Source organism: Desulfovibrio sp. GTC20076 (assembly GCF_055385905.1).
Genome location: NZ_AP039366.1, coordinates 3,032,693 through 3,048,113 on the forward strand (window position 1 = coordinate 3,032,693; position 15,421 = coordinate 3,048,113).

12 protein-coding genes are annotated in these 15,421 nt (G+C 59.9%); all 12 read right to left on the reverse strand.

The features are described 5' to 3' along the window. Window positions 1-3: 3 nt before the first annotated feature. The 12 genes from ACZ495_RS13260 to ACZ495_RS13315 all read right to left on the reverse strand — a co-directional run bounded on the left by ACZ495_RS13260 (window position 4) and on the right by ACZ495_RS13315 (window position 15,239). The gene (locus tag ACZ495_RS13260; protein ID WP_464262399.1) at window positions 4-588 is read right to left on the reverse strand and encodes a DUF2318 domain-containing protein; all 585 of its coding nucleotides are present in this window, start codon (window positions 586-588) and stop codon (window positions 4-6) included. A gap of 890 nt (window positions 589-1,478) precedes the next feature. Next, entirely contained in the window at window positions 1,479-2,339 is an 861-nt protein-coding gene (locus ACZ495_RS13265; RefSeq protein ID WP_015939108.1) for an FAD/NAD(P)-binding protein, read from the reverse strand. A gap of 161 nt (window positions 2,340-2,500) precedes the next feature. After that, the gene (locus ACZ495_RS13270) at window positions 2,501-3,574 is read right to left on the reverse strand and encodes a 4Fe-4S dicluster domain-containing protein (RefSeq protein ID WP_407843967.1); all 1,074 of its coding nucleotides are present in this window, start codon (window positions 3,572-3,574) and stop codon (window positions 2,501-2,503) included. Then, entirely contained in the window at window positions 3,571-5,019 is a 1,449-nt protein-coding gene (locus ACZ495_RS13275; RefSeq protein WP_015939106.1) for a hydrogenase iron-sulfur subunit, read from the reverse strand. Before ACZ495_RS13275 ends, ACZ495_RS13270 begins: the two co-directional genes overlap by 4 nt. After that, window positions 5,007-6,968, reverse strand: coding sequence for a CoB--CoM heterodisulfide reductase iron-sulfur subunit A family protein (locus tag ACZ495_RS13280; RefSeq protein WP_015939105.1), 1,962 nt, complete (start codon window positions 6,966-6,968; stop codon window positions 5,007-5,009). Before ACZ495_RS13280 ends, ACZ495_RS13275 begins: the two co-directional genes overlap by 13 nt. After that, window positions 6,965-7,885, reverse strand: a complete 921-nt coding sequence (locus tag ACZ495_RS13285) for a CoB--CoM heterodisulfide reductase iron-sulfur subunit B family protein (RefSeq protein WP_464262400.1) — start codon at window positions 7,883-7,885, stop codon at window positions 6,965-6,967. The genes ACZ495_RS13280 and ACZ495_RS13285 overlap by 4 nt, the downstream gene beginning before the upstream one ends. Beyond that, window positions 7,882-8,463 (reverse strand): 4Fe-4S dicluster domain-containing protein, encoded by a 582-nt coding sequence (locus tag ACZ495_RS13290; RefSeq protein WP_015939103.1) that lies wholly within the window; start codon window positions 8,461-8,463, stop codon window positions 7,882-7,884. Before ACZ495_RS13290 ends, ACZ495_RS13285 begins: the two co-directional genes overlap by 4 nt. A gap of 109 nt (window positions 8,464-8,572) precedes the next feature. Continuing rightward, the gene (gene aroQ, locus ACZ495_RS13295) at window positions 8,573-9,034 is read right to left on the reverse strand and encodes a type II 3-dehydroquinate dehydratase (RefSeq protein WP_015939102.1); all 462 of its coding nucleotides are present in this window, start codon (window positions 9,032-9,034) and stop codon (window positions 8,573-8,575) included. A gap of 283 nt (window positions 9,035-9,317) precedes the next feature. After that, the gene (locus ACZ495_RS13300; RefSeq protein WP_394027069.1) at window positions 9,318-10,244 is read right to left on the reverse strand and encodes a shikimate dehydrogenase family protein; all 927 of its coding nucleotides are present in this window, start codon (window positions 10,242-10,244) and stop codon (window positions 9,318-9,320) included. A gap of 435 nt (window positions 10,245-10,679) precedes the next feature. Next, a complete protein-coding gene (locus ACZ495_RS13305) occupies window positions 10,680-12,269 on the reverse strand; it encodes an outer membrane homotrimeric porin (RefSeq protein WP_464262401.1) in 1,590 nt (529 codons plus the stop codon). A 46-nt stretch (window positions 12,270-12,315) separates the two neighbouring features. Then, window positions 12,316-13,716 carry an SLC13 family permease gene (locus ACZ495_RS13310; RefSeq protein WP_464262402.1) on the reverse strand — a complete coding sequence of 467 codons (1,401 nt, stop codon included), beginning with the start codon at window positions 13,714-13,716 and terminating at the stop codon, window positions 12,316-12,318. Window positions 13,717-13,787: 71 nt separating this feature from the next. Beyond that, window positions 13,788-15,239 (reverse strand): aryl-sulfate sulfotransferase, encoded by a 1,452-nt coding sequence (locus ACZ495_RS13315; protein WP_464262403.1) that lies wholly within the window; start codon window positions 15,237-15,239, stop codon window positions 13,788-13,790. Window positions 15,240-15,421: the final 182 nt, after the last annotated feature.

The following is a 15,421-nucleotide window of genomic DNA, read 5'->3' on the forward strand; positions in this document are numbered from 1 at the left end:
AGGCTACAGGCTCCTGAAAAATCTGACGCCGTCCCGCAGCTCCGCTGCCGGGATAACAACGGCATCTCCCGAAACCGTAAAACTTACAGGGTGAGGATTGCAGCCGCCCTTGCGCATGCCGATGCGCTCGGTGGGAAAGACCATGCCGCATTTCTGGCAGACCATTGTGTCCCCTGCCTGCTTATAGCCTTTGCCAGCCTGCCAGCAGGCGTCACAGGCGTCCAGTGCCAGCCGCACCCTGCCTGCGGAGTCACGCAGGGTAAAGAAAACAACGTCGGTTCCGTCTACGCTGACTTTGTAAAAAGACGCCTTTTCTTTGATCTGGGCGAGGGGCAGACTTACGGCTTCATTCTGTATTTCCACTGTTGTTTCACGGCTGAAAAGACCGCCGAAAGGACCGGCCTTGGCCGGAGCCGCCATGAGCACACAGGCGGCGGCAAGCAGGCAGATGCCGAGGGCGAAATAAAAGACCTGCAACCGGCTGTGGGTGGGCAGGGCTGCTGTTTGGGTTGCCATTGCTCTGGGGGCTGGCCTGCCGGTATGACGGGCGCGCGAGAACCGGGGATTTTGAGGGCGGTGCTGAAACATGTATTCTCCATTTGTCCGTGCGGGGCTGTTACATACTTTTTTAGTATGAGAACATGTTTCAGCAAAAGTTGCCAGTCATTTTCTTTCTTTTTGATATTCACGGGCTTGCAGGCATCGGGCTGAGCTATCATATAGCCTGAGGCTTCATACCAGAGCGGTTATTGTATGGCGCAATGCTTTTATTGGCGTCAGGCGTTTGCGCGGCGTGCGGCAAGTGTGGAAGAGTGTTACCAATTGGCTTTGCTTGGGCCGCCTGCGCGGCAGGCGATGCGAGGAATGAGCTTGCCCTTCGAAAGGGAGTTTTTCGCCCTGCGGGACGGGAGGTTTTCAGCTTTTGTTCTATTGGCCGCCTGCGCGGCGTGCGGCAAGGCGGGGCCGGTTATGGGGCTTCGCCCCCTTCTCGGCCCCCTTGCATCCCCCCGAAGCACCCCCCTTCAGATTTTCAATTATCGTGTATTTGCGAGGGCTGCGCGTCTTTTGCTTCGGGAGCTTCCCTCGCTTCGCTCGGGTGATTTCCCTGCGCGCCGCGCAATGCCATCCGCGATATCAGCTTTGATCGGCTACTGCCTATACCGGCGGGCACGAAGCATCCGGAGCAATCCCCTCAACCGTAGGCTTTGTGTGGCGTTGGGTTTGGGTTCAGCAGGCAACGAAGGTATGTCTGTACTGTTTCCCGGTCAGGGGGCAAGCTGTTGGCGGGGGCTATAATGAACCGAAGCCGACACGTTGCCGAGGTTCGTGGTCGCTGGTGGTCTGTGCAGCTACCCTGTAATGTCAGGGTGAAATTGCCCTATAAAAGTTTTTGGTGGAGAGAGCGCGAGAGAGGCCCCTTTTTTCAAAAAGGGGCCTCTCTCGCAATGAATTATTAAAAAAGGATTACTGGCAGGAAACTACAGTTCCGGCGGCAGTTCCTGAAGTTCTTTCCAGGTAAACACCGGGCCGTCCACACAGACGTAGCGCCCGCCGATATTGCAGCGTCCGCAGATGCCGATGCCGCATTTCATGCGCTTTTCCAGTGTGGTCACGATGTTTTCCGGGGCGAAGTTCAGCTTTTCCAGCGCCTGCACGGTAAACTTGATCATGATGGGCGGCCCGCAGAGCACGGCCACGCAGTTTTTGGGGTCGGGGTTCAGTTCGGTGAGCACGTTAGGGATGAGGCCCACTTTGTGTTCCCAACCCTCAAAGGGCGCATCGATGCAGAGTGTGCAGTCCAGGTCATCGCGGCGCAGCCATTCTTCTGCTTCGTAGCTGAAGGCCATGTCGCGTGGGGTGCGCGCGCCGTAAAGCAGGCTCACCTTGCCGTAGTCTTTCCTGTTTTCCAGCACGTGCAGCATGATGGTGCGGATGGGGGCCATGCCGATGCCGCCACCCACAAAGAAGACGTCTTTGCCCTTCCAGTCGTTGTAGGGAAAGAAGTTACCCAGCGGTGCACGTACACCGACCTTGTCGCCGGGCGACAGGCGGTGGATGGCTGCGGTCACTTCTCCGGCCTGCATGACCGAGAATTGCAGATAGTCTTTCTGTGACGGCGGCGAGTTGATAACAAAGGTGGATTCGCCCGCGCCGAAAACAGAAAGTTGCCCCACCTGCCCCGGTTCGTGAACGAAATTCTTCATGGTTTCGGTATCGTCCAGCACCACGCGCAGGGTGCGGATATTGCCGGTTTCCTGAATAACTTCAGCCACGGTGGCGGTCATAGGCAGATAGGGGTTGCCCGTGGGTTGCGGACGGGCCGTTATTTCACGCAGCATGCCGCCCTTGGCCGGAGCCTTGGGTGCGGTTTTGGCAGCGGCTGCAGCCGGAGCGTTTTGTTCGGTCCGGACTTCAGCGGCCTTGGCTGCGGCTGCGGGGGCGGCCGCCTTGGAGCCGCCCTTGGCCTGGGCGGTATTTTTTTTGGTTGCCATGTCTGCTCCTACTCGGCTTTGTCTTGCTTGGCTTCCAGCGCTGCCAGCACAATGGCGCGGATGTCCAGACAGACGGGGCAGTTGCTGATGCACCGGCCACAGCCGCTGCAGGAGAACGAACCCCAGTTTTCAGGATAGGTGGAGTACTTGTGCGAAACACGGTTGCGCATGCGCAGGGCCTTGGTGGTGCGGGGGTTATGCCCGCTGGCCTCGCGCGTGAACAGGGATGACATGCAGTTGTCCCAGCTGCGCAGGCGGCGTCCGCCTTTTTCGCTCAGCCCTTCGCCTTCATCCGTGATATTGAAGCAATAGCAGGTGGGGCAGAAGTAGGTGCAGGCGCCGCAAGACAGGCAGCGGTCAGTCTGGTTTTGCCAGAACTCCACATCCGTGAACATGGCCGCCAGCTTTTGCGGGGCCTCTTTGATGTTGGGGGCAGGCACAAGGCTGGCCCAGGCCGCCTTGCGTACTTCCTCCACCTTGCCGAAGCGGTCGCCGCCGTCTTCAAGCGAAGAGGCGGAAAGCAGCGCTTCGCCCTTGGGCGTGATGGCCTGGAGCACATAGCCGCCCTCGATTTCGGTCATGAGAATGTCCGAACCTTCGGGCGAGGTGGGGCCGCCGCCAACCCAGTGGCAGAAGCAGGTATTGCAGCCCGAATTGCAGGTAAGGCTGATGACCGTAAGAGCATCGCGTCTGGCCCTGTAATAGGGGTCGGCAAAGGGACCGTTAAGGTAGGGCCGGTCAAGGATGGCGTAGCCGCGCGCATCGCAGGGGCGGGTGGCAAAAACCACGGTGGCTTCGGCCTGCGGCGTGTCGTCCACCTGTATGGAGATGCGGGCCGGATTTTCCGGGTCTTTGCTTTTTTTGTAGCTTACCAGGGTTTCACACTGGGGCAGCACGGCCTCCTTGGCAGGCACGGTGGCTTTTGCAAGGGTAAAGGGCTTGCCGTCTTCCCAGGCTTCAAAGACCACGGAGTGTTTGGCCGCGGGCTTTTCCACGGGAACAAGCACGCGGTTACCCTGTTGCGAGAGAAAGGCCAGAAAGGCAGGCAGGCCGTCGGGGGTTACAAAGCGGGTCATGCTCATTTCCAGTCCCTCTCATGGATGTTCTTTTCTTCCACTTCATAGCCCAGCAGCGGCGGCACAGCTTCGGCATTGAGGCCCGCCTTGTAGCCGTCAAAGAGCTGGCCCACAGCACGGCCGATCTGCTGGCGCAGGGCCAGAATGGGAATGCCCACGGGGCAGGCCCGCTGGCATTCGCCGCAGCCCGTGCAGCGCCCGGCAAGGTGCATGGCGTGTATGGTCTGGAAGAACAGTTTTTCCTTCACGCTGTCTTCCTGCGTCATCCAGTGCGGGTCGCGGCTGTCTGAAACGCAGAAGTCGCGGCAGACGCACATGGGGCAGGCATTGCGGCAGGCGTAGCAGCGCAGGCAGCGCTCCATCTGGCCGCGCCAGAAGGCCATGCGCTCTTCAAGCGTCATGGAATCGAGCAGGGCCAGTTCGGGCGGGGTGTGGGGGCCGGCTTCCACCTTTGCAGGTGTACCCAGTCGTGTATCTGCAAGAACGGCCGAGGGGGTGGTGCAGCCGTAGCACTTGCCCTGGGCGTAGTCGGTCATGCAGAAGCGGTGGGGCTTGCCGTCGGCCGTAATGGTAACCCCGGCCTCGTCATATTCCACCTTGTCGATACTGGTGTAGCGCCCAAGCTCCTGGGTAACGCGGGCCATATCCAGCGTGCCCTCACAGGGCATGGCGAAAATGGTCACGTCTTCACGGCGGATAAGCTTTTCCTGCAGCAGCTCCACCACAGAGCGCGAGTCACAGCCCTTGACCACAATGCCCACTTTTTTGCCCTTGAATGATGGCAGGTAGACGGCCGGGTTGTTGACGTTGAGCGGACCCCACACGAGCTTGTCCACATCTTCGGGAGTTTTCATGAAGATGGGCACGGTATGGGCGGCATCGTAGCCTTCGCCCCAGCCGATGACAAAGTCCAGCTCGGGCAGTTTGGCCTTGATGGCTTCCTTGAGTTCGCCAAGGGCGGCGTTTTGCCCTGTGCCCAAGGGCCGCAGGGAGGTAAGCGCCATGTCGGCGATCTTGAGCAGCGGCTCGGGATCTTCCAGGCGGGGCGCGGGGCCGAGCTTGTGGATGCGGTCGGTGAAGACCGTGACCACCTGCTGCCAGCGCTGGCCTTCGGATGCCGAAACCCAGGTGTATTCAAAGCGGCGGTCGTCAATGCCAAGCACGGGCAGAAACTGCTTGAGCACTTCAAGACGGCGGCGGGCATAGAAGTTGCCTGCCGCATAGTGGCAGTCGCGGGGGTGGCAGCCGGAAACCAGCACGCCGTCCGCCCCGTTCAGCAGGGCCTTGACGATAAACAGCGGGTCTATGCGGCCCGAGCAGGGCACGCGGATGATACGCAGATCTGTGGGCTGGGTGGCGCGGGCCACACCGGCTGTGTCGGCGCCGCCATAGGAGCACCAGTTGCAGAGAAAACCCACAATCCGCAGTTCTTTGCCTTCTAAAGCTGGCATAGCGCGTTAACCTCCGCAAGAATCTGGTTGTCTGTGGCGTGTGAAAGCTGGATGGCCCCCTGGGGGCAGGTGGCCGTGCAAAGCCCGCAGCCCTGGCACACGGTTTCAATAACCTGGGCCTTACCTTCGCCCCGGACTTCCACTTCCTTGATGGCTCCGAAGGGGCAGCACTGGATGCACTTGCCGCAGTTGACGCAGCGGCGCATGTCCACCTGGGCGATCTGCGGGTCGCTTTCCAGCTTGTCCTTGGCAAAGAGGGCCAGCACCTTGGCGGCCGCAGCCGAACCCTGGGCCACGGAAGCGGGAATATCCTTGGTCCCCTGGCACACGCCCGCCAGATACACACCGGCGGTATTGGTTTCTACAGGCTTGAGCTTGACGTGGCTTTCCATAAAAAAGCCGTAGCTGTCGTATGAAATACGCAGCTTTTCAGCCAGCTGAGGTGCGCCCTTGCTGGCCTCGATGCCTACAGCCAGAACCACAAGGTCGGCCTTGATTTCAATGGCCTGCCCCATAAGCGTGTCTACGCCCATAACCACGAGCTGGCCCTGACCGTCGGGGTATATCTGCGAGACGCGCCCGCGGATGTATTCCGTACCGTATTCTTCCATGGTGCGGCGGGTAAACTCGTCGTACATCTTGCCTGCGGCGCGGATGTCCATATAGAAGACATAGGACTGGGAGTCGGGGATGTGGTCCTTGGTCAGGATGGCCTGCTTGGCCGTATACATGCAGCAGAAGCCGGAGCAGTAGGGCCGCCCGATGGATTTGTCGCGCGAGCCGACACACTGCACGAAAACGATGTTTTTTGGTTCCTTGCCGTCCGAGGGGCGTTTGATATGCCCGGCAGTGGGACCGGAGGCATTGAGCAGCCGCTCGTACTGCAGGGACGTGATAACGTCGGGGTAAGCGCCGCCGCCATATTCCTGGTACACGGTCCAGTCCATGAGGTCATAGCCGGTGGCGGCCACGATGCTGCCAACCTCTTCGGTTATGATCTCGTCTTCCATGTCATACTTGATGGCCCCGGTGGGGCATATTTTGGCGCATACGCCGCACTTGCCCTTGATGAACTGGCGGCAGTGCCCGGCGTTGATGACGGCCTTTTTGGGGATGGCCTGCGGAAAGGCAATGGTGATGGCCGTGGTGTTGCTGATCTCTTCGTTAAAGGCGTCAGGCGTTTTTTTGCTGGGGCATTTTTCTGTGCAGGCTCCGCAGCCGGTGCAGAGGCTCCAGTCCACATAGGTGGCCCTTTTGCGGATTTTCACCGTAAAGTTGCCCACATAGCCCGAGATGTCTTCCACCTCGGAATAAGCATACAGCGTGATGTTGGAGTGCTGGGCCACGTCGACCATCTTGGGGCCGAGAATGCAGGCCGAGCAGTCCACCGTGGGAAAGGTCTTGTCCAGCTTGGCCATTTTGCCGCCGATGGTGGCATCACGCTCCACAAGCACCACGGGCACGCCGCCGTCGGCGCAGTCAAGGGCGGCCTGAATGCCCGCCACGCCGCCGCCGATGACGAGCACGCGCTTGTTGACGTCAAAGCTTTTGGCGAGCAGCGGCTTGTTGTTGCGCAGCTTTTCAACCGCCAGCAGGACCAGTTCGGCGGATTTGTTGGTATTGGCTTCCTTGTCGCGGCCAATCCACGAGACATGCTCGCGAATATTCGCCATTTCGAGCATGTAGCGGTTGAGCCCCGCGCGTTCCACCGTGCGGCGGAAGGTCGGCTCGTGCATGCGGGGCGAACAGGAAGCCACCACAACGCCGTCAAGCTTGTGCTCGTGAATGGCTGCCTCAATGGCTGCCTGGCCGGGTTCGGCACAGGTGTACATGGGGTCGTCGGCGTACACCACGTCGGGGTAGGTGCGGGCAATCTCAGCCACCTTGGCGCAGTCAACGGTGCCGCCGATATTGCTGCCGCAATGGCAGACGAAAACGCCTATTCTCATGACCTGCCTCCTTCAGCGGCCTTGTCTGCGGCGGCGGAATTGCGCCGGAGTTCGTCCAGCTTGCGGATGAGGCCGTCAGGGCTGACGCGCAGTTTGTTAAGCCCCAGTTCCTTGTGGTCAAGGCCAAAGGCTATGCCCATCATCTGGGTGAAGTAGAGCACCGGCAGGTGGAAGGCCGTGCCCATTTCTTTGGATGCCTGCTGCTGGCGCAGATCAAGGTTCATCTGGCAGAGCGGGCAGGCCACGATGACGGCATCCACGCCAAGCTGCGTGGCAAGGTCGAGGATGCGCCCGGAATTGCGGGCCGTCATCACGCGTTCGGGAATGCCGAACGACGCGCCACAGCAGGCTGTTTTGAGGGGAAAGTCCACCATTTCAGCGCCGCAGGCGGCGAGCATGCTTTCCATAAGTGTGGGATTTTCCGGATCGCCGAAGTTCATGATCTCTGCGGGGCGGCTCATGAGGCAGCCGTAATAGGCGGCCAGCCTGAGACCCTTGAGGTTTTTGCGCACCCGGGCGGCGATGGTTTCCATATCATAGGCTTCGGCAATGCCCTGCATGACCGAGGTCACGGGCGGAAAGGTCTTGGCCGAGGGGCCGTCGAGCAGTTCGTCCACACGTTGGCGAAACGCGGGGTCTTCCATACGTCTGGCGGCCAGCTTGAGATTGGAAAGGCAGCTCGGGCAGGGCGTGAGCAGCAGTTCGGCCTGCTGCTGGGCGGCAATGTCGAGGTTGCGCACGCACAGGGCCGCGGAAAGCTCGGTATCCACGGCGTGGGCCGGGGTGGAGCCACAGCAGTTCCAGTCCGGAATATCCACAAGGTTCATGTCCAGCGCCTTGCACACGGCCTGGGTGGACATTTCGTAGTCCTTGGAAGAGCCTCGGGCCGAGCAGCCGGGGTAGTAGGCAAAATTCATGGGCGTACCCCCTCGCGCTTGGCGCGTTCTTTATAGCGCTGGAAAATGCGCGAAACCGGGGCTGCTCCCTGGGGCAGAACGTGGGGTTTGAGGCCCAGCTTGCCTTTTTTGAGAGCTTCCGGGGCGAGGTCCACGTCAGTGAACACGCGCATGGAGCGCATCATATACAGGGCCATGGTGCCGATTTCATAGGTGCGGCCAAAGGCCCGCACCGTATCAAGGAAGGAAAACCAGAACTTTTCCACCTTGGGCACGGTCACGCGGCCTTCTTTGCGGGCCATGTGGCGCAGTGTTTCCATTATGCCCGCAACGTCGATGTTGTTGGGACAGCGAAGGCTACAGGTAGAGCAGGAAAGGCACATCCAGATAGAGCGCGAATTCAGCACTTCATCCCTGAGGCCAAGCTGTACGGCGCGCATGATCTGGCTGACCTGCCGGTCATAGACTAAGCCTGCCGGGCAGCCGGCTGTACAGTTGCCGCACTGGTAGCAGGTTGAAACATTTTGGCCGCTTAGCGCCTCCACTTCCGCCGTAAAGGCGGCGTCGCGCATCCGGCTCAGATTGATGGCGTCGTTCATGTGAACTCTCTGGTTAGAGGCTGTTGGGGGGAACCCTGGACAAGTCAAGAATGTCTCAGGGAGTAACGCAGAACACCGCAAAAAGCTAGTTCCAGGGCAGTGGAACCTTTCAGATTCGCACCTTTCCGGCTGCGCAGGCCTCCGCCGCATCAAGCGCGGCACGCAGCCCGAGAAGATAGCTCGACGGCCCGAAGCCGCAGATGCTGCCTGTGCAGACGGACGACAGCACGGAATGGTGCCTGAAATTTTCTCGCGCATGCACGTTGGACATGTGCACCTCGACCACGGGGATTTCCAGTATGGCGAGGGCATCGGCAATGGCATGGCTGTAATGCGTCCAGGCTCCGGCATTGACGACGACGGCCTGTACGTCCTCATCCGCAGCCTTGTGGATGCGCTCCACCATGACGCCTTCGTGATTGGTCTGAAAACTTTCCACCGTAGCGCCAAGTTCCTTGCCCAGAGTCGCCAGGGCGTCATCTATCTGGGCCAGGGTGGCGCTGCCGTAGTGGGCCGGGTCTCGCCTGCCGAACATGTTCAGGTTGACCCCATGCAGGACCAGTATGCGCATATGAACCTCGTTTGCGTCCACCGGGAGTTCGGGCGGACAGTTGTTGCAACGGCGAGGGTTGCCGCAAGAGGGCTTTTGTGCGAAACGGCGGCGTAACCAGGCTGCATTGCGCCCAGGCCCGGTTGCGTCGCGTGCGCAGGTGCCCGCCATGAAGGAGTGGCGCAGCTTCGGCCGTTGCCCGCAGGCATTGCGGTAACGGCGCACCGTAGTGCACTTGTACTGCTCAGCGCTGTGGCGGCGTCTGCAATCTGTTGAGACCCCGTACTCTTAGAGGCGCCATGCCCTAGCTTGCGGCCAGCGCGGTCTCCAGCGCGTGCCGCGCGTTCAGGGGCAGGGGCTGGCCCGTCCACAGGCGGAACTGGGCATCTCCCTGACCGAAAAACATGTCCAGCCCCGTCAGGCAGCGTCTGCCCGCCCGGGCGGCCTCCTGCAAGAAGCGTGTTTTCAACGGGTTATATACAATATCATAGGCAATGGCCGTTGCCCCGGCAGCATGTGGCCCCAGGTTTTTACCTGTGGTCTCAAATGAATAGGGGCTTTCGCCTTCGGCCTTGCCCCGCATGCCCAGGGGAGTGGTATTGACGACCAGAAGCGCCGGCACATCGTGGCGGCGGCTCCAGTCCAGCGGCTTCAGGCCGAATTCTTCGGCCAGGGGCAGGTGCGAACGGTCGGAGGGTGTAGCCACATAAATATTTTCGGGCCTGCTGCCCGGCTCAAGGGCAGTCAGGCCGGCCGCCACGGCCCGGGCCGCGCCGCCTGCGCCCAGAACAAGCACATTCGCGCCGCCAAGCGCTTCCTGCGCCAGCGGGGCCATAAACCCCGCGACATCAGTATTGTCGCCGTAAAGCAGACCGCCACGCCAGTAGATGGTGTTGACCGCGCCCACACGCCGGGCCAGAGGGCTGACCTCATCCAGCAGGGGCAGCAGGGCAACTTTGTGCGGAATGGTAACGGAGCAGCCGCGGATGTTGAGCAGGCGCACGCTGTCCACAAATGCGGCCAGCCGCTGCGGCGGTACTTCCCACCGCAGATAAAGATCGGGCAGGCCGAGAGTCTTGAAGCCGGTATTGTGCAGCAGGGGAGAAAGGCTCTGCGTCAGCGGCCAGCCCACAACACCGTACAGGAGCGCGTCTGCCCCGTCCCGACCGATGCCCGGGGCGGGAGCGTGCGTGGCTGCGGGAATGCTGGCTTCTGCTGTTACGGCATTCATTGTCCGGCTCTCCGTTCCTGCGGTTTCCGTATTGCCTGCCTGCGGGAGGCGCGGCAGACGGTATCTTTGCGGATAAAAATATGGCGCAGCATAACGCATGACAGAGCCAAGAGCAATGCTGATGTGAAGCCGCCACACGGGCTGCATGGCGCTCCGCATGCCCTGTACAGCATGTGAAGGTTAATTTTGACAGCACATGGGCCACCTGTGCCGGAGAAAAGGTTTCATGGCTTTCAGCAATGGAATGTATATGTAATTGCGTATGGCATTTATTATGAGATATTTTTATTCCGCGGACGTTGTAACAGAGCACGTGCATGGGCGGAAAAGAAGCCGCCGGGCTGCAAGAAATACGGGTCGCCTGCTGCACAAGCAGGCGACCCGTGTGAGCTTCGGGTGGTGCCCCGCGGCTGCCCGCGGCAACCGGCGGTTTGTCTAAAAGGAGTAAACGACCGTGAGTGACGCTTTCCAGGCATCGGCAACATTGAGGCTGTCGCCGGAGGTGTTCTGATACCGGCCCCACACGTCTTTATCGAGCCAAAGGTGTATGTAGCCAAGATTGACAAAGAAATTTAGATTTTCCGTAACCTTGAACGTGCTGTCCAGGTTGATTTCCATGCCTTTGTCTTCGGTGGTCAGATAGGTGCCGAAGGAGTTGAAATCCGTATTGTTGCGGTAGATCTGACGGCCGGCCCCGTCCTCTGCCTTGCGGCCGGTGATGTATTTTGCCATTTCCGGGCTGTTTGTTCCGCCGAAATAGTTCAGGCGCAGGGTATGACGGAGGTTTTCAAGAAAGCTCAGATCCTTGACGCGTGCGCCAATGCCCCAGGTGCCGCTCGGGTTGGTGCCGAGCACCCCCTTGGCTCCGCCCATGGACGGATTGCCCCTGTAGCCGAAGGTGGAAAGGGAGTTGTGCAGATTGTTGGTGGTGGCAATATAGGGCAGGCGTTCCGAGCCGTTATGGGGGTTATCGTCATCGCCGCTGAAATACCAGCCGTAGATGCCGGGCAGGCCCCAGTCCGTGGCGTATTCCATAACAAGCATGCCGTACCAGCCCTGGCGGTTGAGGTATTCATGCTGCCGTTTGACGCCGCCGTAAACAAAGTCGGCGCGCACGCGGAAGGGGTCAAGGGCGGTCCAGTCTCCGGTGATGCCTCCCCAGTAGAGGGTGCTGTACTCGTCATCCCAGATGGACGGGCCGGTGCGCCTTGTGCTGAATGCGGCCGGGTACAGGCCGTCGCGCAGTTGCAGGCCGTCAATGCCCTGGGTGCTTGCCATGGGATTGTTGAGCGTGAATTTTTTGCTGCCGCCGGGCATGCCCGTAACGGTGGCGGGCATAAGGCTGTTGGGTCCCATGCCTCCGGCCATGGCCCAGGGTGTGAATTTCAGGCCGTCAAGGGTGACCGGCACGGTAAGGGCAACAAGGTCGAAGTTGTCAATAAAGTTTGCCGGCCGGCTGGCGTCGCCCTGCCAGTTGTCGTTAAGCAGGCGCATCCATGCAGCGCTTGCCGTCACCTTGGGGCTGAAGGTCCATGCGGCGCTGAGCGCGGCGAGGTCGTCATGCAGCACCGGGCTGTCCATGGCGAAGCCGGGCAGTTTCATGCCTTGCAGGCCCATGCGCAGCTTCAGTCCGGTGCCGGGTACGCGCCAGTCAAGATAGGACTGCTTGATCTTGACCATGTTGCCGCCGTCAGCCCCGAGGGCGCCGCCCTGGGCGGCCATGCCCCAGCGCTGCTCGCCGATTTCAAAAAATACCGTGCCGGAAAGATTTTCAGATGCCACAGCGTGCAATTGCAGGTGTAGGCGCTGGATGGCCTCGAAATTGTCTCTCTTTTGGTGTACGGCAGCCCACTGCTGCCCGATTTCGCGCTGTCCCTGCCGGTTTTTGCCCATAAAGCTGCCGCCCTGGATGTAGTCAAAGGCATATTGCCAGCTGCCTCTGACCTTGAATTCCACAGCCTGCCCCGGAGTGGCCGCACCCATCAGTATAGTGGCGGCCAGCAGAAAACCTGTCAGTTTTTTCATCGGAAGAATCCCCATATGTCTGTTGACAGAATGTGTTGCCCGCCGTCTAGCCGAGCATGCGCCAGTAGGGCATGGCGATGACGGCCACAAAAATGCCTGCCAGGATCATGCGCAGGGCCATGACCACAAGCATGTCCTTGAACCGGATATAGCCGCTGCTGTAAAAATAGAGGTACAGCGCGTATTCATAGGGGAAGAGCAGGTTGTCCAGGCCGTACTGGAAGGAGAAATAGAGCAGCCGGGGATCAATGCCCATCTGCACGCCAAGCTCGGTAATGGGGGCCGAAAGGGTAGAGGTAGCCGCCAGGGGCGTAAGCAGAAAGTTCATGGCCACGCCCACCACATACGAGCAGATGGTGGCGAGGGTTGTTCCTGTTTCGCTGAACAGGGGCAGAACAAGGCCCGCCAGCCATTGGGTGACCTTGAGGAAGCCCCCGGTGCTGCCGATGGCCATGCAACCCATGATGAAGAAGAGCGGCGCGAAATTGATGGCACTTATGCGCTTGCCGTTCATGAGGCTTACGCCCGGCAAAAAAGATATGGCCGTCACGAGCACAAGCACGGTTCCGGCGCTCAGATGGTGCAGGGTGTCGGTGGAAAGCAGCACCAGCGTGCCGCACAGCAACACCAGGGCGCGGCGCTGCTCATCGCTCATTACACCAAGTTCCGCATGTTTTTCACGCACGGCCCGGCAGAGGCTTTCCTTGTCGACGTTGGTACGCAGCACGAGCAGCACCAGGCTCAGAGACATGAGCGTGTACAGCATGGCCGGAATAAAGTTGAACCTGGCGTATTCCATCCATGTGGTCTGGGTTCCCATCACCTTGTCCACAAGACCCATGCCCATGACAAGGTCCCCCGCGCCCGTGAGGTAGGCAAGCTTTGTGGAACCGACAGCCAGGCAGGCAGCCAGCACCACGGCCGTGGCCTCGCGGCTTTTGGGCTTGAAGTCCAGCGCATCGCAAAGGGACAGGGCCACCGCGCAGATGATGGCTGCCTTGCCCATGATGGAAGGAACCAGTGGAGAGATGATGGCTGCCGCCAGTGTCATGCCTGCCAAGGCTCCGGCAAAGCTGCCGCCTGTCAGCTTGACGCAGGTGAGGGCGATGCGCTTGCCGAGGCCTGTTTCCTGAATGATCTTGCCGAGCGTGAATCCGCCTATGACAATGATGGGTACTTCGGAAAGCCACGGGCCGTAAACGACCTTCTGGCTTACGCCGCAAAAAAGGGTGTACAGTATGGGCAGGGCAATGCCTACGGCCACTTCGTTCATGCTGTCCACAGCCCAGGCGATGACAGCCCACAGGGTGACGGCCAGAAATGCCGCCATGGGATCGGTGAAGGCTTCGCTGCGGGGCATGACGAAGTAGACGGCAAGCGGCAGTATGAGGCTGAATGCCCATTTTGCCAGCATGGCCGGTGTAAGGTCGGAAGTTTTAACAAGCATGGCGTCCTCGTGGGGTATCCGGACTTTGCCCCGCCCCGGCCGGCAAACCGGGGCGGGATGTGGAGGGAGGGTCAGTTGCCGGAGGGGTCTTCCACCGAGGCCACACACAGGGCATTGCTGCCCTCATAGGGCTGGCAGCCTTCCACGGTGACCTCTTTGTCGCGGTCTCCGGCCGCGGCTGCGCCGGGTACGCGGAAGGTGGCCACGTCCAGGGGCGCAATGGCGCTCTCCACGGGTTTTTCCACCTGGGGGACCCATTCATACGGCACGCGGTAGGCGCGGTAGGTCATGTTCATAGGCACATGCTTGCCCCAGTACGGCGAGATAAATTCCCACACGATTTCATGGTCGGGCGTGACCTCGAAAACGCGACCGTCCGAACCCTCCGTGATGAGGGTATTGCCGTTGGGCAGGCGCTGCATGCCACTGATAAAGGGGCTGTAGAAACGGTTGCTGTCCATCGGCTCAAGAAAGCCCGCCTCTTTGGGCGTATACTGCCAGACAATCTTGAGGCTCACGGGGTCTATTTCCAGCACGCGCGAATGGTCGCGCAGGGCTGCCTTGACACCAGTGGGAGCGCCGGGATTGGGCACGTCGTAGCCGCCCCATCCGCCGTTGTCAAAAATAAGGATGTTGCCTTCGCCGGGCAGTCCGCGGGGGATCATGTGGGCATGGTGCTGGCCGATGATCCAGCCGATGGCCCTGAGTTCCGGCGAGCTGTCGTAGTCCGGTCCGAGTTTCCAGGTGATCTTGCCGGTCTTTTTGCTGATGATGAAGATGATGTTGGCCTCGCGCCCGTCCACAATGATGTTGTCGGGGTGAAAGCGCTCGTCACCCGCATCGTACCACTTGTTGGGACCAAGGGCGGACATTGAGTTGATATGTATCCAGTCGCCCATACCTTCGGGTTGCGTGGGCCGGTAGTTGGGGTTGCGCACAAGGGTGTTTTTTGGGCCTTCCCTGAAGCCCATTTCTTCAAAGTGTTCGTTGCAGCACCACTCCCAGAGGATTTCGCCGTTCCAGTCGACTTCAAGAATAAGGTCGTCCAGCAGGAGCTTGTCGCTGATGGCAGTATTGCGGACGTTGCGGTGGCAGAGCACCAGGGTATTGCCTTCCAGCGCCTTTGGCTCCATGCCGGGCGTGAAATAACCCACAGGGTTGCCTTCGCGCTGAAAGTCGTGATGATAGCGCGCCATCCAGCGGCCTTCGGTGCCGGGATCTTCGATAAATTCGTTGCGGTCGAATTTCCAGACAATATTGCCGTCCCAGTCGGTCTGGACAATGTCAAGACCGTCCTGCACACTGTATTTGCCACTGCGGCGGCCACGACTGGTAACAAGATATCCGCCGGGAAGCATCTTGTTTGGCATGCCGTGAACACCTTTCCAGACGTTGACCTCGCGGCCATTCATGTCCATAAGAACAGCACCGACTTCCTGAGCCTGAAAAATGGTGAATCCTCCCCAGCACTTTTCTGGCTTGAACAGGGTGACTCCTGTGGGGTAAATTGTCGGATGACCCATGATGTATCCTCCTTGATGTTTCAAAAGGCGAAATGGCAGTTCGCCTTTTCTCCATGTGGATAAAAATTTTGTGTGTTGCAGAATCAGGGTAGCGGCAGGGTGTCTGGGGGCGTGTTCCGTATGCAACATTTTTCACAATAAATTTTTCGGGATGGCGCGGGCTGTATGAAGGCCGCTGCTTT

Bases quoted from the DNA above. Each gene is read 5' to 3' on its own strand.
- ACZ495_RS13270 (WP_407843967.1), bottom strand. From the start codon at position 3,574: ATGAGCATGACCCGCTTTGTAACCCCCGACGGCCTGCCTGCCTTTCTG.
- ACZ495_RS13275 (WP_015939106.1), bottom strand. From the start codon at position 5,019: ATGCCAGCTTTAGAAGGCAAAGAACTGCGGATTGTGGGTTTTCTCTGC.
- ACZ495_RS13310 (WP_464262402.1), bottom strand. From the start codon at position 13,716: ATGCTTGTTAAAACTTCCGACCTTACACCGGCCATGCTGGCAAAATGG.
- aroQ (WP_015939102.1), bottom strand. From the start codon at position 9,034: ATGCGCATACTGGTCCTGCATGGGGTCAACCTGAACATGTTCGGCAGG.
- ACZ495_RS13315 (WP_464262403.1), bottom strand. From the start codon at position 15,239: ATGGGTCATCCGACAATTTACCCCACAGGAGTCACCCTGTTCAAGCCA.
- ACZ495_RS13305 (WP_464262401.1), bottom strand. From the start codon at position 12,269: ATGAAAAAACTGACAGGTTTTCTGCTGGCCGCCACTATACTGATGGGT.
- ACZ495_RS13260 (WP_464262399.1), bottom strand. From the start codon at position 588: ATGTTTCAGCACCGCCCTCAAAATCCCCGGTTCTCGCGCGCCCGTCAT.
- ACZ495_RS13290 (WP_015939103.1), bottom strand. From the start codon at position 8,463: ATGAACGACGCCATCAATCTGAGCCGGATGCGCGACGCCGCCTTTACG.
- ACZ495_RS13285 (WP_464262400.1), bottom strand. From the start codon at position 7,885: ATGAATTTTGCCTACTACCCCGGCTGCTCGGCCCGAGGCTCTTCCAAG.
- ACZ495_RS13265 (WP_015939108.1), bottom strand. From the start codon at position 2,339: ATGCTGCGTGAAATAACGGCCCGTCCGCAACCCACGGGCAACCCCTAT.
- ACZ495_RS13300 (WP_394027069.1), bottom strand. From the start codon at position 10,244: ATGAATGCCGTAACAGCAGAAGCCAGCATTCCCGCAGCCACGCACGCT.
- ACZ495_RS13280 (WP_015939105.1), bottom strand. From the start codon at position 6,968: ATGAGAATAGGCGTTTTCGTCTGCCATTGCGGCAGCAATATCGGCGGC.